At 68.0% G+C, this 19,838-nt stretch carries 21 protein-coding genes; 15 read left to right on the top strand and 6 right to left on the bottom strand.

Translation table 11 applies throughout. The features are described 5' to 3' along the window. Positions 1-24: 24 nt before the first annotated feature. The 6 genes from ACNPQM_RS20520 (at position 25) to ACNPQM_RS20495 (ending at position 4,318) form a co-directional block, all read left to right on the top strand. Entirely contained in the window at positions 25-1,116 is a 1,092-nt protein-coding gene (locus tag ACNPQM_RS20520; RefSeq protein ID WP_418085159.1) for a response regulator, read from the top strand. Between the two features lie 221 nt (positions 1,117-1,337). Beyond that, positions 1,338-1,568 (top strand): hypothetical protein, encoded by a 231-nt coding sequence (locus ACNPQM_RS20515; RefSeq protein ID WP_358857891.1) that lies wholly within the window; start codon positions 1,338-1,340, stop codon positions 1,566-1,568. Then, a complete protein-coding gene (locus tag ACNPQM_RS20510; protein WP_418085158.1) occupies positions 1,568-2,173 on the top strand; it encodes a pilus assembly protein TadG-related protein in 606 nt (201 codons plus the stop codon). Before ACNPQM_RS20515 ends, ACNPQM_RS20510 begins: the two co-directional genes overlap by 1 nt. A 31-nt stretch (positions 2,174-2,204) precedes the next feature. Further along, positions 2,205-2,822 carry a hypothetical protein gene (locus ACNPQM_RS20505; RefSeq protein ID WP_418085188.1) on the top strand — a complete coding sequence of 206 codons (618 nt, stop codon included), beginning with the start codon at positions 2,205-2,207 and terminating at the stop codon, positions 2,820-2,822. Between the two features lie 77 nt (positions 2,823-2,899). After that, positions 2,900-3,478: an OmpA family protein gene (locus tag ACNPQM_RS20500; protein WP_418085187.1), complete on the top strand. Its 579-nt coding sequence runs from the start codon at positions 2,900-2,902 to the stop codon at positions 3,476-3,478. A 264-nt stretch (positions 3,479-3,742) separates the two neighbouring features. Continuing rightward, positions 3,743-4,318, top strand: a complete 576-nt coding sequence (locus ACNPQM_RS20495; protein WP_418085157.1) for a hypothetical protein — start codon at positions 3,743-3,745, stop codon at positions 4,316-4,318. Positions 4,319-4,514: 196 nt separating this feature from the next. Here the strand turns inward: ACNPQM_RS20495 and ACNPQM_RS20490 are convergent, their stop codons facing one another. Further along, positions 4,515-4,973 (bottom strand): carboxymuconolactone decarboxylase family protein, encoded by a 459-nt coding sequence (locus tag ACNPQM_RS20490; protein ID WP_418085156.1) that lies wholly within the window; start codon positions 4,971-4,973, stop codon positions 4,515-4,517. Between the two features lie 86 nt (positions 4,974-5,059). Between ACNPQM_RS20490 and ACNPQM_RS20485 the strand changes: the two genes are divergently transcribed. Both ACNPQM_RS20485 and ACNPQM_RS20480 read left to right on the top strand, forming a co-directional pair. After that, entirely contained in the window at positions 5,060-5,935 is an 876-nt protein-coding gene (locus tag ACNPQM_RS20485; RefSeq protein WP_418085155.1) for a sigma-70 family RNA polymerase sigma factor, read from the top strand. A 306-nt stretch (positions 5,936-6,241) separates the two neighbouring features. Continuing rightward, entirely contained in the window at positions 6,242-6,901 is a 660-nt protein-coding gene (locus ACNPQM_RS20480) for an MSMEG_1061 family FMN-dependent PPOX-type flavoprotein (RefSeq protein WP_418085154.1), read from the top strand. Between the two features lie 151 nt (positions 6,902-7,052). Here the strand turns inward: ACNPQM_RS20480 and ACNPQM_RS20475 are convergent, their stop codons facing one another. Continuing rightward, on the bottom strand, positions 7,053-7,244 hold the full coding sequence (locus ACNPQM_RS20475) for a hypothetical protein (RefSeq protein WP_418085153.1): 192 nt from the start codon (positions 7,242-7,244) through the stop codon (positions 7,053-7,055). A gap of 11 nt (positions 7,245-7,255) precedes the next feature. Then, a complete protein-coding gene (locus tag ACNPQM_RS20470) occupies positions 7,256-8,107 on the bottom strand; it encodes a DUF5753 domain-containing protein (protein ID WP_418085152.1) in 852 nt (283 codons plus the stop codon). Positions 8,108-8,414: 307 nt separating this feature from the next. Between ACNPQM_RS20470 and ACNPQM_RS20465 the strand changes: the two genes are divergently transcribed. After that, a complete protein-coding gene (locus ACNPQM_RS20465) occupies positions 8,415-8,915 on the top strand; it encodes an ATP-binding protein (RefSeq protein ID WP_418085151.1) in 501 nt (166 codons plus the stop codon). Here ACNPQM_RS20465 and ACNPQM_RS20460 read toward each other — a convergent pair. Then, positions 8,887-9,717: an ATP-grasp domain-containing protein gene (locus ACNPQM_RS20460; protein ID WP_418085150.1), complete on the bottom strand. Its 831-nt coding sequence runs from the start codon at positions 9,715-9,717 to the stop codon at positions 8,887-8,889. The genes ACNPQM_RS20465 and ACNPQM_RS20460 overlap by 29 nt on opposite strands. Next, on the bottom strand, positions 9,714-10,652 hold the full coding sequence (locus ACNPQM_RS20455) for an ATP-grasp domain-containing protein (protein WP_418085149.1): 939 nt from the start codon (positions 10,650-10,652) through the stop codon (positions 9,714-9,716). Before ACNPQM_RS20455 ends, ACNPQM_RS20460 begins: the two co-directional genes overlap by 4 nt. A 539-nt stretch (positions 10,653-11,191) precedes the next feature. On the opposite strand from ACNPQM_RS20455, the gene ACNPQM_RS20450 reads away from it, so the two are divergent. Further along, complete coding sequence (locus tag ACNPQM_RS20450; protein WP_418085148.1) at positions 11,192-11,554, top strand: YciI family protein; 363 nt, start codon at positions 11,192-11,194, stop codon at positions 11,552-11,554. A 354-nt stretch (positions 11,555-11,908) separates the two neighbouring features. Here ACNPQM_RS20450 and ACNPQM_RS20445 read toward each other — a convergent pair whose 3' ends face one another. Beyond that, on the bottom strand, positions 11,909-13,360 hold the full coding sequence (locus tag ACNPQM_RS20445) for an FG-GAP repeat protein (RefSeq protein ID WP_418085147.1): 1,452 nt from the start codon (positions 13,358-13,360) through the stop codon (positions 11,909-11,911). A gap of 326 nt (positions 13,361-13,686) precedes the next feature. On the opposite strand from ACNPQM_RS20445, the gene ACNPQM_RS20440 reads away from it, so the two are divergent. The 5 genes from ACNPQM_RS20440 (at position 13,687) to ACNPQM_RS20420 (ending at position 19,738) form a co-directional block, all read left to right on the top strand. Then, positions 13,687-14,547: a calcium-binding protein gene (locus ACNPQM_RS20440; RefSeq protein ID WP_418085146.1), complete on the top strand. Its 861-nt coding sequence runs from the start codon at positions 13,687-13,689 to the stop codon at positions 14,545-14,547. Between the two features lie 222 nt (positions 14,548-14,769). Beyond that, a complete protein-coding gene (locus tag ACNPQM_RS20435) occupies positions 14,770-15,639 on the top strand; it encodes an LLM class F420-dependent oxidoreductase (protein WP_418085145.1) in 870 nt (289 codons plus the stop codon). 213 nt (positions 15,640-15,852) lie between these two features. After that, complete coding sequence (locus ACNPQM_RS20430; RefSeq protein ID WP_366693234.1) at positions 15,853-16,446, top strand: hypothetical protein; 594 nt, start codon at positions 15,853-15,855, stop codon at positions 16,444-16,446. Positions 16,447-16,572: 126 nt separating this feature from the next. Continuing rightward, the gene (locus ACNPQM_RS20425) at positions 16,573-18,981 is read left to right on the top strand and encodes a Tox-REase-5 domain-containing protein (protein ID WP_418085144.1); all 2,409 of its coding nucleotides are present in this window, start codon (positions 16,573-16,575) and stop codon (positions 18,979-18,981) included. Between the two features lie 25 nt (positions 18,982-19,006). Further along, positions 19,007-19,738: an Imm52 family immunity protein gene (locus ACNPQM_RS20420; RefSeq protein WP_418085143.1), complete on the top strand. Its 732-nt coding sequence runs from the start codon at positions 19,007-19,009 to the stop codon at positions 19,736-19,738. Positions 19,739-19,838: the final 100 nt, after the last annotated feature.

Raw genomic sequence — 19,838 nt, 5'->3', positions numbered from 1 at the left:
TAGATCCTGAGAGGAGGTCGCAGAATGCCGGACGATGTCTCCCGCGCGTCGGGCCAGAACTGGGCGGCACAGAACCACACCTCCCAGCACACGTCCTCGCACGTCACCCCGCTCAACTCGGAGCTCAGCTCTTCCGGGTTCGTCCCCCAGCAGCCCGCGGCATCCGAGGTCACACCTCCCTTCCCCGCAGCCCCGCCCATGGCTCTCCCCAGCCCCCTGCGGGTCGTCGTCGCCGACGACAACCCCGTGGTCCGGGCCGGCCTGGGCGTCCTGCTCTCCGGCCGCGAGGACATCGAAGTCGTGGCGGAGGCCACGGACGGCCGCCAGGCCTACGACATGGCCGTGCAGCACCGCCCGGACGTCGTCCTGCTCGACGTCCGCATGCCGGGTGTCGACGGCATCTCGGCCCTGCCCCACCTCGTACGGGTGGCCCCCGTCATGATGCTGACCTACAGCCGCGAGAGTGAGATCGTCCACGAGGCGCTGCGGCTGGGCGCGGGTGGCTATCTGGTGCACGGCGAGTTCACTGCGGACCAACTGGTGCAGGCGGTCCGGGACACCAAGAGCGGCCGCGCCCACTTCACCGCGACTGCGGCGAACGCGCTCCTGGCCCATATGCGGCAGGGATCGGGACCACCGGGGCAACCCCTCCCGGAGGGGCTGGGAACGGCACTGACCACGGGCGTTCCCCACCCCGGGCCCGGATACGACGGACACCCCGCGGGCGCGGTGCAGCAGGACGGTGCGCATGCACACGGCGCCGGTCCGGAAATGGTTCCACCTGCGCCACAACCGGTCCGATCCGCTCAGGGTCTTTCGCATCTGCAATCAGTTATGGCACAGTCTTCACTGACCGGGACGCCGGGAACGGCGCCCAACAGGCAGCAGTACGGACTGAGTTCGCGGGAGGTGGAGGTCATGGAGCTGATCGCGTCCGGCATGAGCAATCAGCAGATCGCCGCCACCTGCTTCATCAGCGAGAAGACGGTCAAGAACCACATCAACCGCATCTTCACCAAGCTCCACAGCGGCAGCCGCAGCGAGGCGATCGCCCGCTGGCTCGGCACGGCCCCGACGGGTGGGCCCGGCGCGCGGGGGACTGGTGGCCGTGGCTGAGGCGAAGGTTCGGACACCGGGCAGCAGCGCGGGACGCGGGACCCAACTCCCCCTTTGGGCCCGGGAATGGGCCCTGGGACCCTCTGGCGGGCAGGGTGTGCCGCCGTATGTTTCTCATGTCGCCAGCGGGACCGGCCAGGAGGAAGCCGGTACCGCGGGTGGCACCAGAGAAACGTGCGAGTCGGCCGGCTGTCGGTCGGCCGAACCCGGAGGGGAACACCATGTCGAACATCACCCTGAAGACCGCCGTCCGCGTCAACGGCTGGGCCAACACCGCCGTCAGCAAGATCCAGAAGCGTTACGAGGCCAAGGACCGCGGCCAGACGGCGTTCGAGTACCTGGGCATCATCCTCGTGGTCGTGGCGATCATCGGTGCGATCGTGGCTACGGGTATCGGTGGTGCGATCTCCACACGCATCAGTGGCCTGGTGAACTCCATCACCGCGGGCTGATGATCGGTCGTCGACGCCGCGACTCAGGGCAGGCCTTCCCCATCTATGTAGTGATGGTGGCGGGCCTGCTCTTTCTCGCTGTGGCGTTCTTTGCTGTCGGCAAGGCTGCGGCTTTGCGTAATGGGGCTCAGGGTGCGGCGGATGCCGCCGCACTGGCTGCCGCCGAGAAGGCTCGTGAGGAGTTCGAGGCGCCGTTCCTCGCCTCGCTTCCCGAAGACATGTTGGACCTGTTCCTCCGGGCCCACGCGGTTCCGGGGTGTTCCGCGGCTCAGGGATTCGCCTCAGCGAATCAGGCGGATGTCAACTACTGCCTGCCCATACCTGGCGGCTATCGAGACCGGATCAAGGTTGAGGTCCAGGGCCGTAAACCGGTGGACTCGTCGGTGATTCCGGGTACGGAGAAGAAGGTCGCGAAGGCTCACGCCACCGCCATAGTTGAGTTCCAGTGCCCCGGATGGAGGTCCGTGGACCTCAACCATGACAGCATCCGGGACGTGTACTTCTTCACGTGTCCCGGCGGGATGGTTGAAATCAGGCCCAGCAGTCCGCCGGACTGGTCCCGGGTGAGCAAACTCCTTTTCGACGTGCATCTGATTGACGACTGACAGCGAACGACGACTAAAGGAATCAGAACCCATGAGCATTCGGCGCACCACCAAGTCCCGAAGGGTTGTGGCAGCTGTCTCGCTGACAGCGGCATTGGCCCTGGCCGTCACCGGGTGCGGTGCTGACGACGGCGGCGGAAAGACGAAGGACTCGGGTTCTGAGTCGTCATCCGTGCCTTCTAAGTCCTCCGATGGGGACAAGGGGGCGAAGCAGGAGGACACCGCTGCTGAGGACAATGTGGACCCGAATGTGAAACTCGCCGAGGTGAGGGGGCAGAACGGCGTCACGCTCATCATCAATCAGGTGAAGCGCGACTCGGGTGGATTTGTCACCGTGCAAGGTGAGATCAAGAATGGGAGCAATACGAACCAGCCCAGTGGCGGCTGGGCTGGTTCGGAGGCAGGAATCGTTCCGCAGAACCCCAACTCGGTTGCTGGCGCTGCGCTGATCGACAAGGTCGGTAAGAAGCGGTACTACGTTCTCCGGGACACCGAGAACCGCTGCCTGTGCACGACAGGAATCCTGCCACTTCAGCCAGGTAAGTCGACCGCCGTGTTCATGCAGTTCCCCGCACCGCCCAGCACTACGACCGAGGTCGACTTCATGCTCCCGACCTTCGCCACCACCTCGCTGAAGATCTCCGGGTGATGGCCGACATGACCCACACCCGTATCCGCCGCAGGCCACCACGTCTCGCGGGACACGTCATTGCAACCACACTGCTGATGGCCAGTGTCACTGTCCTGGGTGCCTCGCAGGCGGTGGCCGACGACCCCAGCGTGCCGCCCGGCACCGAGGCGTCATCGGTGCCACCCGTCAAGGTGGACGGCAACGACCCCGACCTCAAGATGGCCGAGGGCGCCACGCTCGCCCCCGCCAAAGTCCTCGACATCATCCAGGTCGTCGAGGACGAGGGCGGCGAGGAGCGCCGCGAGGACAGCAACGCCAGCATCAAGTTCGCGCTCCAGGCCGAGGTTCTCTTCGGCAAGGACAGCGCGAAGCTGAGCGCCGCAGCCAAGTCCCGTATCGCAGCCGTTGCAGCCGAGATCAAGAAGCAGAACGCCACGAAGGTGCGCGTCTTCGGCTTCACCGACAATCTCGGGTCGTCCGCGCATGGCGACGTGCTGTCCAAGCAGCGCGCCGATGCGGTGCACGGCGTGCTGGTCCAGTCGCTCGGATCGACGATCACCTTTGAGATCCGTGGTTACGGCGAGCAGTACCCGATCGCCGACAACAGCACGGAAGAGGGCCGGAAGAAGAACCGGCGCGTGGAGGTCTCCTTCCCGCGCGGCAGCGCTTCCTGACCCACGGCTCACCCGCAGGGTTGTAGGGTCTCAGATTTCGTGTCCTCATCTCAGCTCGGATGTCCGAGCGAGGTCCTATAGGACGCGAAATCTGAGACCTGCAGTTCAGGGCCTTCAAAGCCGAGCGCGGCCAACCCATGAAGCCGACCCCTGAGTTCTCGGCAGAGCATCATCCGGAAACCGATTGACGACAGTCGCAGAATCTATGTCATGGGAACTGATATCAGCGGCTATGTCGAACGGCGAGCAGGGCGTCGCAGCGAGTTGGACGACAGCTCGGCGTGGCATGCCGCCTTCGACCTTTACTCCCTTGGCGTCGACAGGAACTATGACGCGTTCGGCTGTCTCTTCGGAGTCCGCAACTACGTCAACTTCCGACCGCTGGCTCCGAACCGCGGCATCCCGATCGATGCGTCCGAGACCGTTCGTGCTGAGCTCGACCGGCTTCCGTGGCCGGACCAGGCACACAGCTGCACCTGGATCACCTGGGCCGAACTGAAGGCCGTCGACTGGGACGAGATGGCAGAGAGGCCCGATAGCCGAATCCACGAATACCGCGATACACCGCACGGGCTGAGGCTGGTGGGGAAGGCGTCCTGGAGCCCTCGGTTCGCCCGCGCGGTCGGCATCCCTGAGCCAGTAGCGGGCGGCTACGGTCAGGAATGGCCGGAGGGGAGCGAATGGCTCATCGATGACGTGCTTTTCAGATCCGTGAAGCTCTGCCGTCGAGACGCCGTCACGGATACCGGCGAGTGGCAGCCGGTCTGGAACGCCATGAAGGCGCTCGCAGAGCAGCACGGTGATGAAAACGTCCGACTTGTCGTCTGGTTCGATGACTGAAACCGGGCGAGGAACTCCACGATGTGGCGTGGGACGTCGAGCGCGGCAGCACAGGTGACCAACGTGAAGCCTCTGGCACGAGCGGACATGATCTTGGTGGACCAGTCCTGCCAGGGACTTCACGCCTGCCCGGCCCCCTGGCCCACCGAAGATCAATTCGCTGGCGAAGCCTCAGTGGGTAAGAGCCATGCTGGGCTCAGCCCCAGGTCTTGCCGGCCGGTTCCTTGATGGTGCGGTTGATCCGGTTGAAGAAGTTGGTCAGTGCGATCTCCAGGTTGATCGCGCCGATCTGCTCCTCGGTGAAATGGGCGTTGACCTCTTCCCAGATCTCGTCGGTGACGCCCTGCGCACCATCCTGCAACCGGGTGGCGGCCTCGGCCAGCGCCAGTGCCGCGCGCTCCGCATCCGTGTAGAACGGTGCCTCGCGCCACGCCGCTACGTTGTGCAGCCGTTCGTCGGTGTCACCGGCCTTCTTCCCCCCAGCGACACCGGCGTAGACGCACGCCGAGCAGCTATTGACCTGGCTGACGCGCAGGTGGACCAGCGCGAGCAGCTTCGGGTCGACGCCCCCGGCAGCGATCGCCTTCTGGAGGTGCTGGATCGCGGTCCACACATCGGCGTTGTTCGTGTTCTTGTTCTTGAGCCGGTTTTCCATGTGACAGTGCTCTCCTTCATCGGGTTACGTTGCGGCGCCTGTGCGCGTCATCCCTATGACGGAGCGGCTTCCAGGGAGGTAACAACATGGCCGGCACCCAGCCCGCGGACCCGATCGCCGATGCCTTCGAGTCCCACCGTGACCGGCTCCGCGCCGTCGCCTACCGCATGCTCGGATCACATGCCGATGCGGAAGACGTGGTCCAAGAGGCGTGGCTGCGTCTCTCCCGCCAGGACACCGACACCATCAACAACCTCGGCGGCTGGCTGACGACCGTGGTCGGCCGCATCAGCCTCGATGTCCTGCGCTCAGGCCGGACACGCCCAGAAGTCTCCTTCGACGACCGGCTACCCGAATTCACCGTGACGCTCGACGATGCTCCTGCTCCGGAAGACCTCGTGGCACTCGGGGACTCCGTCGGCCTCGCGCTTCTCACAGTCCTTGACTCGCTGCGTCCTGACGAACGACTGGCGTTCGTGCTGCACGACGTGTTCGCCGTGCCCTTCGCGGAGATCGGCACCATTCTCGGCAAGTCCGCCGACGCGACCAAAATGCTCGCCAGCCGTGCCCGCAGGAAAGTGCAAGCCGCCCAGCAGCCTGTAAGCGCCGGACGACAACAACATGAGGTGGTCCAAGCCTTCCTGACTGCGGCCCGCGACGGTCAGTTCCAGCAGCTGCTGCAGGTTCTCCACCCCGAAGTGAAGTTCACCGTCCACACCCCGAACGGCACGTTCGTCACGCTTGGGGCCACCGAAGTCGCCACACGCGCGCGAGTGGCCGGCAGCGCGGCACGAGGACATGCGGCGACCGTCAACGGCCGCCCCGGCGTCATCTCCTGGAGCGAAGACGGCACCCCGCTTTCCCTCCTGGCCTTCACTGTCGCCGACGGCCACATCACCGAGATCACCGCCGTGGTCGACCCGGCCGAACTCGCGCTCATGGACCTGCCGGACCCGGTGTGAAGACCGGTGCCGCCAGGAGCCGGTCGGTGAAGCCCAGTTCGTACGTCGGCCCGGCCCCCGCCTCCCGCCGGCGGTTGCCCTCACGTCGCTCATGGCGCCCGGACTCACAGCGCGCCACCCGGCGCGGGGCGAGTTCTGCGACCAACTCGCCCGGATGTTGGCGCGACAGCCCGCAGAAGGCAGGATGGGACATGGCCGCGCGGGCCTGCTTGATCTACACGCATCAGACAACTCGCGCGGGTGTCTCCACGTCCCCGCACTCACCGACCAAGATCGATCGCAGGCCGGCCCGTTAGGGTCAGGGGCATGACAACACCCCTTACCGGCAGTGCCTTCGACTTGCTCCGCCTCGACGCCGTGCCCGACCAGGAGGCGCTGCGCCGGGTCTACGAACTCCCCAGCGACGCGGCCGTGCGCAAGCAGATGACCGAACTCACCGAGCAGACACGACGGTTGATCGAATGCTCATCACTGGTCCTGGTCGCCAGCGCGGACGCCGAGGGTAACTGTGACGTTTCCCCGCGCGGCGGCCCTGCCGGGTTCGTCGCCGTCCTGGACGCACGCACGGTGGCGATACCGGACGCGACCGGCAACAAGCGTCTGGACACCTTGCAGAACGTCGTCGCTACCGGACGGGCCGGGCTGCTGTTCGTCATCCCGGGGCGCACCACGACGCTCAGGGTGAACGGCCGGGCCTGCGTCTCCACCCGACCGGAGCTGCTGTCCCAGCTGACCGCCGTGGGCAAGCCGCCGGCCAGTGCGCTGGTGCTGGGGATCGAGGAGGTCTACCCGCACTGCCCCAAGTCGCTCCTGCGCAGCGCGGCCTGGAAGCCGGAGCAGTGGCTGCCGGCGGACGCCCAGCCGGCCTCGGCCGAGGTGACGCTGGCCCAGCTGCGGATGCCGGAGCTGACGATCGCCGACATCGAGCAGGCGGAGGCGGATGCGCTGAAGTACCGGTACGAGTGACGGGCGAACCCGCGATTGCTGAACCACCGGCCGGCCGAACCCCCAGGTCGGCACGTCGCAAGACCAACCGTGGGGCAAAGTGCGCGCTCACTGGAAGCGGGAACCTGCAGCCCGGCACCGCGACCACCTCGCGGTGCCGAGCCCTGACGCATTACAGCAGGTGGTCCGCCTTGCCGGCCTTGATGTCACGGATCATCTGCTGGAGTGCCTCGCGGCTGTCGGTGAGGTATCGATCCTCCTCTCCGAGGACGGCGATGAAGCCGTTGCCGTCTGCATCCGTGCCGAGTCTGAAGCAGTTGTTCCCTTCACCGCAGAAGGGATCTTCCCAGTCGATCGCGGGCATGACGAGCATCCTTAGAGTTGACGTGAGATGGCGTGGACAAAGTCTCGTGATTCAGTGGCAGTCAGCGAGGCGTCCTCCATCCAGTTCAGGTGTGCGCGGTACTTGGTGAGCTGTGCGTCGGCATGCATGAATTCGGGGCCGTGTGCGGAGTCGAGCTGCACAGTGTCGAGCTGGGGCACGGCCCCGTGGGCGTAGAGAACTGCGTGTCCGGCGCCGGGGAAGGCCCCCCGGTCGACAGGAATCACCCGGAGCTCGACGTGCTCACGCTCGGACATGTCGCATAGATGCTGCAGCTGCTCCTGCGTAACTTTCCGGCTGCCGAATTGCATCCGCAGAGCGGCTTCGTGGATGTAGCCCACGTAGTCGACCGGAGATTCGCGGTCGAGCACTTGCTGTCTTTCCATCCGATGGGCTACCCGCAGTTCGATCTCCAGACGTGACAGTGCTGGCAACACGGCGCCGAACACCGCGCGGGCATACCCATCGGTGTGAAGCAGGCCAGGGAGATGGACGGTCTGCGCTGTACGGATCCGGGCGGCGTGCCATTCGAGTTCCGCGATGTCCAGGAGTCCTGAAGGCAGAGTGCCCCGGTACTGCTCCCACCACCCGCGCTCGCCCTGCTCGGCCATCTCTACGAGAGCGTCGACGTAATGGGCATCGGCACAGGCGTAGTTGCAGGCAAGAGTGCGCACGCGTGCCGGAGTGACAGGGCGGACGCCGACCTCCATGTTGGAAATCTTGGTCCGGTCGATGCCCAGGAGGCCGGCCGCGTAGGCGGTGGTCGCTTCGGCGGCGAGGCGCATCTTCCTTAGTTCGGCGCCGAGCCGTTTTTGACGCTCTGTCGGTGTGGAACTGCTGGGCATGGGGCTCCTTTTTCGCCGACGGTGAGCACAGTCTGCCGCTGGGCAGGATGTCCGGTCCAGCAGGTTGGAGGCAATTGCCTCCAACCCTGTGACACACGTGCCCTATTGCGCTACATTCGGTAACGCACTGCTCACGCTGCGAATGGCAAGAAGTGCATCGCGCGGTCCTGCCCGCAACCTCCTGCCCTGGGAGAGGCAGCCCGCGCCAGGGAGACAAGCCACTGCTCATCCCGCAGCGCTGGAGCCATCTGTGCGCATCGACGCGAAAGAGACCGCCAACTCGCCACCCTTACAAGGGGAGTCAGTCATGCCGCAATCTCCGCGCGCCGCGCTCTGCCCGGTAGCGATCGAGGAACCTTCGCCCGCCCCGTACCCGCACTCGCCCCCGTATCCGAAGCGCCGCTCCGAGCGTGGGCTCGCGCTCAGCCTCACTCTTCCCGGTGATCCGCGGAGCGCGGCGATCGGACGCAACGCGGTCACCGCCTCGCTGCGGGCCTACGGGCTCACTGCCTACATCTGGCCGGCCACGCTTGTGCTGGGCGAACTGGTCGGTGTCACCTCGGCCATGACCCCGGGCCGGGAGCTCTACGTCTCCGTACGGCACCGGGACAACGCGCTCCGGGTCGTCGTCTGGGACCAGCACCCGCACCACTCCGACCCCGGCGCCTTCATGCTCTGCGAGGCGCAGCGCAGACGGGCACTGTGGCTGCTGGCGGCGGCCGTGGACGACTGGGGCGGGGAGTGGGACGTCAGCGACGCCCAGCCACCGCACGCAGGCATCAAGTCCTGGGTGGTACTGCCGCGCTGACAGGCCTGTTCTGACAAGACCGTTCCGACAGGGCCAGTTCCGCCAGGGCTTCTGGGGCGCCGGACTGACCCCGGACTCCGGGGAAGGCGTTGATGTCCACGATCAGCGGGGCGCCGTCGCCCGTGTCGATGATGTCCACGCCGTAGACGTCCAGTGCGAAGACCTCGCCGACCCGGCGCACCAGGGCGGGCCAGCCGGGCGGCAGGTCACCGGGGGCGAGCGGCAGTGTGGGGCCCCGCCCCTCGGGCGAGAGTTCGGAACGGCGCAGGGCGGAGAAGAGCTGGTCTCCGATCGCCCACAGTTTGTGGTCCCAGCCGCTGTTCGGTGCGAACTCCTGGACCACGACCGGCTCCTGTGGGTGAGTGGCGGCGAGCTCCCGCAGCTGTGTGTCGCTGTCGAGGCGGGCCACCAGGTCGTGCCTTCGGCTGTGGCGGCTCTTGACCACCACGGGGCCGGGGAGCGGTGGGCCGGACGCCAGGTGAGCGAGTGTGGTGAAGGTGCGGGTGGCGGCGAACGGGAGGCCGGCCCTCCGGGCATGTTCCGCCATCGCTGTGCGGTCCTGGCACAGCGCGGTCGCCGCAGCCGAGTTCACCACGCGGGCGCCGCGCTCCTCCAGGGCGCGGGCGAGAGCCAGGGCGCGTGGCGTACGCGACTTCAGCAGGTAGACGCCGGCGAGCGGCTCGGGGACTTCTGCCACCGTTCTCGGGTCCAGCGTTTCCACCTGATGCTCGGGGGTGAGCAGGGCGGCGGTGTCGACCAGCAACGGATGACCGGGATCGGGCGTGATCAGGACGATTCTCATACGGTCTTGCCCGCCGCCACGGGAACCTGCACCGGGTGGGGGCGGAGTGCCAACGGCGTCGCGCCGACCGCGTCGCGCTGCTCCGGCGGACGGGCGGGGACCGGCTCGGCCGCGCCGGACGCCTGGCCTGTGCGGGCCAGCTCGAGCACGGCTCGTGCCACCCGCGCCGCCGCGTCAGGGACCTGACGGAAGCTGGGGAAGTCGTTCACATCGACGACCACAGGACCATCCGGCCCCAGTACGACGTCCACACCGTACAGATCGAGGCCGTAGACCACCCCGACCTGGGCGGCTATCGCGGCCACCTCGGCCGACAGCGGCACGCGGCGTTCCCGCACCGAGTGGTCCGGGTTGAGCGGGGAGCGGCGTTCGGTCGCGTACAGTTCGCCGCCGACGCTGTACACCTTGACGTCGATGCCCGAGTTGATCACATAGGGCTGGGCGATGAGCATTCCCTCTCCCGCCAGTTCGGGAATCACCGTGGCGAGCCGGTCCGGCGACGACACCAGGTGCACGGCTCGTCCCGAGCTGCCGTCGGCGGGCTTGACCACCAGTGGGTACTCCGACGCCGGAATCTCGACCAGCAGCTCAGGCCTCGCCGCCGCGTAGGTCGGCGGCAGAGGCAGCCCACGGCTGCGACCGATGGCTGCTGCCAGCGCCTTGTCCCGTACGCCTCGTATCGACCGGGCGTCGTTGACCGTCGTCATCCCGGCCGAGGCCGCGGCTTCGAGCAAGGTGAGCCCCGGCCCGCCGGAGACCGTCTTGAGCACCCACGCGTCATGGGTGCTCGCCTGCACCGCGTCAGTCATACGCAGCAGGGAACCGCCCGGCCGCAGCACGTCCACCTGGTGCCCCCAGGAGGTCAGCTGACGGATCACCTCAACCGGCATGCCGTCGTGGCGGTATTGCTCCTCCACCAGAAAGCAGAGCTTCATCGAATTTCCCCGCAACCCCGGATGCCCGCCCTTACCGTTCGGCATCCTGTGACGTCACAGGATGTCATGAACCGTTCTGCGGCCAGGGCGCGATCCGCGGGGACGTCGGGCGCCTGGAACAGATCCGGACCTGGTTCGGTCGGCCGCTGTGAGGCATGGAGCCGGCCGATGCTGACGTGTACTTCGGGAAGGTGCTGCGGAACTCGCCCAGCCGCTGTCCCTCAGCCCCCCGACTGCCGGGCCCTCACCGCTGCCTCCCGTTCACGGTGGTACGAGCGCCAGATCAACCGGTGCACTCGTGTCCAGCGCGGGATGGACCGCGAGAGAGGTCGTGGATGGGTGGGGACGGTCTCGCGCCGGGATCTGCTCGGCTGCACCTGGTGGACGGCTTGTCGCTGTTGCGGCCGGACGAGCAGGTCTTCGAGGCGATGCGACAGGCCAACCGGCCACGGACACGCGCCGGCGGGTGTCACACCAGCGGGCCCGGCGGTGTCTTTATGCCGAACAGCCTCACAGGGACACGTACAAGGAGAGACAGCATGGCCCTGCGCCCGCCGAAGGCCGAGTTCGAGGAGAGCATGATCAAGCAGCTGGGCGCCGTGCCCGCGGCGGAGATCGCCAAGCAGGACGCCTACAACAAGAAGTACACGGCGACCGGCGAGCTGTTCGGCGCGTACGGTCTGGCCGACGCGGCCGCGGCGAAGCTGGTGAGCCGGAAGAACGGCGTCGCGGATGTCACCGACGGCCCGTACCTGGAGACCAAGGAGTACATGGCCTCCTTCTACCTCGTGGACGTCGCGAGCGAGGAGCGGGCCTACGAGCTCGCCGCAGAGATGCCGTGGGCCGACCAGAACCCGACCGAGGTCTGGCCGATCCTGCACGCGACCGCGGACGACGTCTGAGGCTCGCCCCCGTGACCGATGACAGGCGCGTCGACGACCTGCGGGCCACAGATCTGACTCGGTAGTCGCGACGGACAGGACGCTGAGCAGACCGCGCAACTCACGCCGCCTCACATGCTCATGAGCGACAGCACCTGACCTTCGAGGGACGCACCCAGCTGCCGGCCAAACCCCTCCTTGGCAGACTCCGAGAACCGAGCCTCCAATATCTGGCAGGCCTGCTGGATTGCCGGTGGGATCAGACGGCCGGTCACCAGACGAGGTTGGCGTCCGCGCCGGGACCAGGCGCGGTCCGGTCGTGTGGCGCGCCGTCGGGGCGACCGATCCGTCTCGGCTGCGGCCGCCCCGGCCGTCTCATCCGCCCAGTGCCTGCCCGAAGCTCCGGTCCTCGGGGCCACGCCCGAGTTCATGGGAGCCGAAGCTCTTGGAGCCGGTGCTGGTGAGCCCGGTGGCGGCGCCGAGGAGCCGCCATACGGAACCGGTGCGTACGGTCGAACCGGAGACCGCCTCACCGATCGCGGAGGCGGTGAGGTCCGCCCTGCCGTTGCGGTTGGTGTCCGTCAGGAGGACGAGGGATCCGAATTTGTCCTTGCTCTCCGCCGTGCCGGGGATCCCGGACGTGTTCTGGGTGAAGCTCTGGTTGCCGCTGGTGGCGATGCCGGTCGCCGAGCCGCGCAGCAGGAGGATCGAACCCGCGTCCGTGAGGCTGCCGAAGTCCTCACCGGGGAGCCCGACGGCCAGGTCCGCGTAGCCGTCGCCGGTCACGTCGGCGACGGAGAGGGAGGCCCCGAACTGGTCACCACTCTCCGAGGCGCCCGGGACACCGGGAGAATTCTGGGTCAGGGAGGTCGCCGCCCTGCTCCTGCCGAGGCCCGTGGAGCTGCCGTACAGCACGGTCACCGCCCCGCCGAGACCGGTGGTCTCGTAGGCGTCGGCCACCGCGATGTCGGCGTACCCGTTCTTGTCGATGTCCCCGACGGCGGAGGTGTGCGAGGCGGGCAGCACGGCCTCCTGGACCAGTCCCTTGCCGGCGGCGGAGCCCCGGAAGTACCAGGCGCGGGATGTGCCTCCGCGCATCGTCCGGTACTGCACGACGAGGTCGTCCGCCGCGTCGCCCGAGATGTTTCCGGATGACAGGAATCCGTTGGCGTAGGTCGAGGTCTCCGGCAGAGGCACGGTCGACGCGGAGGTCCAGAGGCCGGAGCGGGTGAACGGGCCGTTGAGGATGGAGACGGTGGAGGAAAGGGAGTTGTAGGAGGCGAGGTCGGTGTCCCCGTCCCCGTCGAAGTCCCCGGCGGTGAGTGCGCCGCCGAAACTGTTGCCGTCCTTCGCCACCGGGTCCTTGACGAGCACCGCGGAGCCGCCGAGTCCGGTCGGGCCGCCCCAGTACAGGGTGACCGTGCCCTGATTGGCGTTCGGACTGAGATCCTTGCCCGGCGCGCCGACCGCGAGGTCGCTGTAGCCGTCACCGTCGAAGTCGGCGACGGACAGACTCGCGCCGAAGCGGTCGGTGCCCCTGGGCGTGGCGGGATTGACGCTTCCGGACTGCGTGAGGATCTTCCGCTTGGACGGGTCGATACCCGCGGAAGTGCCGTACACGACGCCGACCCAGCCGGCATCCGTAGTGCCGTCCATCCCGTCGGGCACACCGATCGCGACATCGCGGTAGCCGTCGCCGTTGAAGTCGCCGTGCAGGCCCTTACCGGCGGTGACGGCATCCGCCGGGGCAGCCGCCCCGGCGAGAAGACCGCTGGTCAGCGCCGTGGCGGCGGCCGTCGCAAGGGAGAGACGTATGTGTCTGTACATGCAGGTGTGTCCCTGGGCGTGCGGGGATGCGGGGGCATCCGGGATCCGACGGAGCACCGGTTCGCCACGTTTGCCCGGACTTCACCCGGGCTTCGCGCAGCGTTGGCGTATCCCAGACCACTGATGCGGAAACACGGTTGTACGGGTGGCGGAAGTTCTCAGCCCCGGACCGGCCCGACGACGCACCGCACGTGAGGCCGTGGGCCGTCGGCTCCTGCTTCTGGAGTCGGTGACCCGGCTGACGATTCGGGGCTCTTCGCGCGTGCAGTCATACGGAGTCAAGCGGGTCGGGGCGCCCCGTTGTGGACGCCGCGCCTCCGGGGTGGATGCGTGCGCATACACTGCGCGCACTCATCAACAGCTGCCTGTCGGGGGACATCGACGGGCACTATCCCCTTGGGGTCTTCGTGCGCAAAATGACTGTGGGAGCCGCTCTGCTCGGCTCCCTGGCCTTGGCTTCTCTGCTTCCAGGGGGCGCACAGGCTGACACGGTCGGCACCATCGATCCCGGCAGCTTCCAGATCACCGGCGGGGGCGGCGCAGGAAACGCTGTCGTTCTTGGCGTCTCCGCGCAGAGGACGATCACCGTCAAGCTGTCGGCCAGCGACAACTCAGGCATCAGCGTGGCGGACTTCACCCTCTACCACGGGACGAGCCTCCAGAAAGCCGACGCGGTCCTGAAGAGCAGCGAGTCCGCGCCGACATGCACGGCCACGGGGACAAGCACGGTCTGCACTCGGCACTTCACGATCAGCCCGAAGCGTGATCTTAGGAACGCGCTGGCCGGCATCTGGAAAGTTGCCGTCAACATCCGGGCCAAGGACGGTGAAATCTTCGACGGGAACGGCTACACGACCTTCTTCATGCAGCGTGCGTCCAGGTTGACCACCAACGCCTCGCCCGAACCCGTCACCAAGGGCAAGACCCTCACCGTCACCGGCAAACTCAGCCGGGCCAACTGGGACAGCCACGACTACCGCGGCTATGCGGACCAGCGTGGCGTCCTGCAGTTCCGTCGACCCGGAACCGACTACTACGAAACCCTGGGATCGACCCAGACGAACAGCACCGGGGTTCTCACGGCCAAGGTGACCGCCTCCAGGGACAGCTACTGGCGCTACAACTTCACCGGCACCATGACCACCCCCGCAGTCATGGCCACCGGCGACTACGTCGACGTCCGTTGACGTGTGTGATCAGGGGCTGCGGAGGGCCGCTGCCGCCCGCTGCCCCTGGTCATCACGGCCGGGCAGCGGGCGGCAGCACCCGGTTCGGTAAGGCCGCCGTCCGCCGTCACCTTGGCCTCGGCACCCGTCCGGCCGTACAGACCATGCCTGTACGGCCGGATGCGCCTAACGTGACGAGGACTGCACAAGGTTGCCGAAGGTGTCCGGCGTGGAGGAGTGGACGTGAAGCTCGGTCTGCACTACTGGAACTACTCGCAGCCGGCCGACCCCGCGCTCATCGCGCCCACGCTCGCCGAGTCGGCGCGGATCGCCGACCAGGGCGGGGTCGCGTCGTTCACGGTGATGGACCACTACTTCCAGATGGACACCCCGCAGAGCGCGGCCGACGAACCGATGCTGGAGGGGTACACGACCCTCGGGTACGTGGCCGCGCTGACCCAACGGATGACGCTCGGGCTGATGGTCACGGGCGTGATGTACCGCCACCCCGGCCTGCTCGCGAAGATCGTCACCAGTCTCGACGTGCTCTCCGGCGGCCGGGCGGTGCTCGGGCTCGGTGCCTCCTGGTACGAGCGGGAGCAGCGCGGGCTCGGGGTGCCGGTCGTCCCGGTGGCGGAGCGGTTCGAGCGGCTGGAGGAGACGCTCCAGATCTGTCTGCAGATGTGGAGCGAGGAGGACGGCCCGTACGAAGGGCGGCACTACAAGCTGGCCGAGACGCTCTGCGTGCCGGAGCCGATCGGGGAGCGGCCGCCGATCATGATCGGCGGCGGGGGCGAGAAGAAGACGCTGCGGCTGGTCGCCCGGTACGCGGACGCGTGCAACCTGTTCGCCACCGACGTCGACGAGGTGGCCCACAAGCTCGACGTTCTGCGGGAGCACTGCGCGGCGGCGGGGCGCGACTACGACGCCATCGAGAAGACCGTGATGTTCAACAGGCCGGTCCTGGACGAGACCGATGCGTTCCTCGCCGACGTCGAGGCGTACTCGGAGCTCGGCATCAGCGAGGTCCAGGTGCTGCCGGACCGGCACCCGGTCAGCTTCGCCGAACAGCTCGTCGCGCGCATCGTGCCCAGGCTCGCCACGATCGGCTGACGGCCTCCGGATCCTCGTACCTTCTTTGGGCCGGTGGTGGGCCCGTGGGCCCAAGCCCCGTTCAGGTGTGCTCATTACGCTCGTGCACGACCAACCGTGAGGCATGTGACGACGCCGCCCCGAAGCGGCAATCCGGCATGCCCGCGCGCACGGAGAACTTCACGCTCCATTCGTACTGGCGAGGTGCCCCCACACCGATGAGGTGAAGCGTCGATGAGTGACGGATTCTTCTACTCGTACCACCTTGGCTGGAGCCGCCCCGATGCCGAGTCACTGCTCGGTGATCTCGATGCGGCCGGACTGCGGCTCACCCACCCCACCACCCGGCGCATCACCCTCGTCACTCCGGGATCCGAACCGGTGATGACCCAGTCGTGGGTGACCAGGGAGCAGCTCGCGCTCCTGGCGGGCCTGCAGCGGCTCGACGAGATCGGATTCCTGCTCTGGGTGAAGCGCGGCGCGGAGATCCGTGTGCGCCTCCGCCGCACACGGGACGGCATCGTCTCCCTCGAATTCGGGCTGTACTGGCTGTCCCGGGACGAGCAGGAACTGGCCGTCCGCGCGATCAGGGAGGCGATCGGCAGGGCGTCCCTGCTCTGCATCGGTTTCGTGGTCGACCGGGAGGGCGCGTCGGCGGCGACCGACTGGCGGGCGGTCATCGTCAACGGCACCACGTTCTTCGACAGTTGGCCCGACACGCTTGCCGTGCGGCATGAGATCGCCGACATGCAGCCGCAGTTGTCGCGTGTGACGTCCTTCGAGCAGTCGCCGTGGATGCTGTTCGGGAGCGAGGTGCCCAGCAGGTAGGGCGCGCAGACCGGGAGCTCGGGTCCGGGTTTGGGCCCTGGGGCCCATGCCCTGGACGGGGCGATGTGGTCGGATAAGTGAAGTGGCCCAAGTCTGGTCACGCGCCGACCAGTTGGGGGACTCGTCGTGTCTGGCACAGGCGGAATCGCAATTCCGGGCGGCGCCGGCGGCGGCGTCTTTCCGACCCATTCCGGCAGGCAGTCGCTGCCGCGCCCGCTGCAGGCGGTACTGATTCTCGTCCGGACGCTGTTCGTCTTCGCGGTCCTGGGCGGCATCGGTGTGCTCACCGTGGCGTCGTCGATCAACGAGGTCGACGGAAAGCTGATCGGACTGCTGCTGTACGCGGCTCTGCCGAGCGTCTGCGCCTTCGTGCTCTCGCTGTACCTGCGTACCGGCGGCATCTGGATCTGGCGCGGGCTCCTCGCCGTCCACGTCTGGCTCACCCTCGGCGCGCTGGCGACCCTGGGCGCGGGCGGCGGGCGCGGGGCGACACAGCTGGTGATGCCGGTCGTGATCGTCGTCCTGCTGCTGCGTCCGTCCTCCCGCGACTGGTTCGAACTCTCCCTGGAACAGCGGCAGCCGCACCGGCCGTTCAGCATCGCCCGGATGATCAAGTGGCGCCGGGACGGCGGTCAGACCGCCATGGAGTACCTGGGGCTGGTCCTGGTGGTCGTGGCCCTCATCGGCGGCCTCGTGGCGACGGGGATCGGCGCCCAGCTGACGGGGGAGATCCGGAGCGCGATCTGCCAGCTGACCGGCAGCGCGTGCCCGGCACCGGGCGGCGGCGACGTGGAGGCCGGGGGCGGTACGACCGGTGGGGGCACGGACTCGGGTGGCGCGGTCGCGGGCGGGGGCACCGGCTCGGGCGGGTCGGCCGCATCCGGGGGATCGGACTCCGGCGGGTCGGACTCGGGAGGCTCCGACGCATCGGGCGGAACCAATGGTTCGGGCGGCTCCACCGAGGGCTCGGGCGCCTCGGGCGGATCCGACAGCACCGGCGGTAACGGCGGGACCACCGGCTCGGGTGGCACCGACACCACCACCCAGGACGGCGACGTCGACCAGGGCGGCGACGACATGGACCCCACCGAGGGTCCGGACGCCGACTACGGCAACTACGACGGCAGCCAGGACCAGAAGGACGACGAAAGCTGCACCTCCGGCGTCGGAGCGTTCTTCTCGTGCGCCGCCCACCAGACCGGCGGCTTCTTCAAGGGCCTGGTCGGCGACGGCCTGTGGGGCGATGTCACCGGCACCTTCGACACGATCATTCACCCCATCAAGGCGTGGGACGGCCTGAAGGACTACGGCAAGAGCCTCGGCGACAAGTGGGTCGAGGACTCCAAGGGCGCGGGCGACAAGTGGTCCAAGGGTGACTACCTCGGCGCCGTCTGGGACTGGACCAAGGCGTCCGGCGGTACGGGCGTGAAGGTCCTCGACGACATGTTCATCGGCGACGAAGTCCGTGACATGTGGAAGAACGGCAACGAGGGCCAGGCGATCGGCACCGGTCTCTGGAACATCGGCTCGCTCTTCATTCCCGGCTACGGCGAAGCCAAGCTGATCGGCAAGGCCGGAAAGCTGGGCAAGCTCGGGAAGCTCGGCAAGATCGGTGAGCTGGCCGAGAAGGCGTCGGACGCCGCATCCAAGGCCAGGAAGCTCGCCAAGGCCGGCGATGTGGGCGGGGCGGAGAAGGCGGCGAAGGAGGCGCGTCAGCACGCCGACGACCTGGAGAAGAAGGTCGAGAGCAAGGGCTGCCCGATCGGCGCGGGCCCCCTCGGCCGTACGGGCATCCGGCCCGGCGGCACCACGGTCACCACGGCCTCCGTACGCACGACGGCAGGCACGACAGCAGCCACGACGACACGGGCGACGGCATCCACCGCCACACGGACCGCGTACGCCGGATACGTCACCTTCCCCACCGGCTTCCGTGCCGAGGGCTGCGAGGCCACACCCGAAGAGGTCGAGGCGGCCAAGCAGGCGAAGAAGGAGGCGGACGAGGCCGACAAGGCGGCCAAGGCCGCCAAGCGCGAGGCCGAGCGGAAGCGGCTTGCGAAGATGGCGAAGCCGTCCTGGTACGACCAGCTCAAGAACCCGCGGGCGGGCACCAAGGACCTCGGCGACGGCAAGTGGAAGTCGAAGAGCGCCGACACGTACGCCTACCCGCAGGAGATGGGCGCCCGCTACCAGGAGCAGGTCTCCGGCGTGAAGCGCGGCAAGGAGTACGAGGTTCCGCTCGACAAGTTGGACGGCAAGCCCGTCGAGTTCGACGGCTGGGACTCCGCGAAGCAGACGTACATCGAGACGAAGTGGGGCTACCGCGGGCCCCGGTTCTACAACGAGGCGACGGGTCAGCTCACCAGCCTGGCGACCAACCGCTGGGTGCAGCAGGCGACACGGCAGCTCGACGCCGCGCGCGGAAAGCCCGTGGTCTGGCACATGTCGGACCCCGACGTGGCCAGGGCCACGCAGGAGATGTTCGACGACAGGGGCCTCGACATTACTGTGGAGCCCACCCCGGTGAAGCCCTGACCGGGCAGCGTGAGAGGAGACCCCGTTGCTGAATGTCACGGTCCACGGGCTGTGGGGCGTCCGGAAGGAGGACCCGCAGGAACTCGCCGAGCGCTGGGGGCACCTGCTCCGTACCCTCGGCGGCATCGATGCCGATGCCTGCGGGACCTGGCGGGCGGCGGAGGCGGAGGATGATCCGACGGCACCGCCGGTCGAGCTCGGTGTGCCCGCCCTGACGGAGTACCTCCTGCTCACCAACCCGGACCCGGACGCCCCGTACATCGGCTACACCGCCTCTCTGTGGTCGGGACGGCTGGAGACGGTGAAGGTGACCGTCTCCATCACCGCGGGAGGATCGGCGAACCGCGCGCCCGACTCGTGCGTGGTGGGGCTCCTCTCGGCCTCGGACGACGCGCCGGAACTGGTGCGGCGGTCCACGGACGTCCTGGAGGCGCTCGTCTCCTGCTGGGGCCCGGACTGGGGCGAGGCGTACAGCAGGGAGGAGTTCCGCGCGGTGAAGACGGAGTTCGGTCTCCGGGCCGGCGCCCCACGCGCGGGCCGGTCGGTGTATCTGTCGCCGGGCCGGGCGGACCGCGCACCGGAGGGGCTGCCGGGGACGTACACCCGTACGACAGATGGCGGCCTGGTCGTCGATCTCACGCGCGGTGGCACGGAGCTGCCCGGCATCGAGACGATCACCGAGGTGAACAGGCAGCTGCTTGCGGCCGGGGCACTGGAGCCGCTGACGGTCCCCTTCGACCGGGCCACGTTCGCGTAGTGCTTCGGCGGGTCGTGGTGCAGGACTGCCGGCCAACCCCTTGAACAGACAGCCGTCACAGCGCTGCCGGGCCGGTCAGGAGGAAGGCCCCGCCGCCTGG

It is taken from the genome of Streptomyces sp. NPDC056231, from assembly GCF_048270745.1.
In the GTDB taxonomy this organism is placed as follows: Bacteria; Actinomycetota; Actinomycetes; order Streptomycetales; family Streptomycetaceae; genus Streptomyces.
This window is presented reverse-complemented; position numbering and strand designations above follow the sequence as displayed.

Bases quoted from the DNA above. Each gene is read 5' to 3' on its own strand.
- ACNPQM_RS20440 (WP_418085146.1), top strand. From the start codon at position 13,687: ATGCGTGCGCATACACTGCGCGCACTCATCAACAGCTGCCTGTCGGGG.
- ACNPQM_RS20475 (WP_418085153.1), bottom strand. From the start codon at position 7,244: ATGCCCGCGATCGACTGGGAAGATCCCTTCTGCGGTGAAGGGAACAAC.
- ACNPQM_RS20465 (WP_418085151.1), top strand. From the start codon at position 8,415: ATGCCGCAATCTCCGCGCGCCGCGCTCTGCCCGGTAGCGATCGAGGAA.
- ACNPQM_RS20450 (WP_418085148.1), top strand. From the start codon at position 11,192: ATGGCCCTGCGCCCGCCGAAGGCCGAGTTCGAGGAGAGCATGATCAAG.
- ACNPQM_RS20470 (WP_418085152.1), bottom strand. From the start codon at position 8,107: ATGCCCAGCAGTTCCACACCGACAGAGCGTCAAAAACGGCTCGGCGCC.
- ACNPQM_RS20515 (WP_358857891.1), top strand. From the start codon at position 1,338: ATGTCGAACATCACCCTGAAGACCGCCGTCCGCGTCAACGGCTGGGCC.
- ACNPQM_RS20445 (WP_418085147.1), bottom strand. From the start codon at position 13,360: ATGTACAGACACATACGTCTCTCCCTTGCGACGGCCGCCGCCACGGCG.
- ACNPQM_RS20510 (WP_418085158.1), top strand. From the start codon at position 1,568: ATGATCGGTCGTCGACGCCGCGACTCAGGGCAGGCCTTCCCCATCTAT.
- ACNPQM_RS20455 (WP_418085149.1), bottom strand. From the start codon at position 10,652: ATGAAGCTCTGCTTTCTGGTGGAGGAGCAATACCGCCACGACGGCATG.
- ACNPQM_RS20500 (WP_418085187.1), top strand. From the start codon at position 2,900: ATGGCCAGTGTCACTGTCCTGGGTGCCTCGCAGGCGGTGGCCGACGAC.
- ACNPQM_RS20480 (WP_418085154.1), top strand. From the start codon at position 6,242: ATGACAACACCCCTTACCGGCAGTGCCTTCGACTTGCTCCGCCTCGAC.
- ACNPQM_RS20505 (WP_418085188.1), top strand. From the start codon at position 2,205: ATGAGCATTCGGCGCACCACCAAGTCCCGAAGGGTTGTGGCAGCTGTC.
- ACNPQM_RS20460 (WP_418085150.1), bottom strand. From the start codon at position 9,717: ATGAGAATCGTCCTGATCACGCCCGATCCCGGTCATCCGTTGCTGGTC.
- ACNPQM_RS20485 (WP_418085155.1), top strand. From the start codon at position 5,060: ATGGCCGGCACCCAGCCCGCGGACCCGATCGCCGATGCCTTCGAGTCC.
- ACNPQM_RS20520 (WP_418085159.1), top strand. From the start codon at position 25: ATGCCGGACGATGTCTCCCGCGCGTCGGGCCAGAACTGGGCGGCACAG.
- ACNPQM_RS20490 (WP_418085156.1), bottom strand. From the start codon at position 4,973: ATGGAAAACCGGCTCAAGAACAAGAACACGAACAACGCCGATGTGTGG.
- ACNPQM_RS20430 (WP_366693234.1), top strand. From the start codon at position 15,853: ATGAGTGACGGATTCTTCTACTCGTACCACCTTGGCTGGAGCCGCCCC.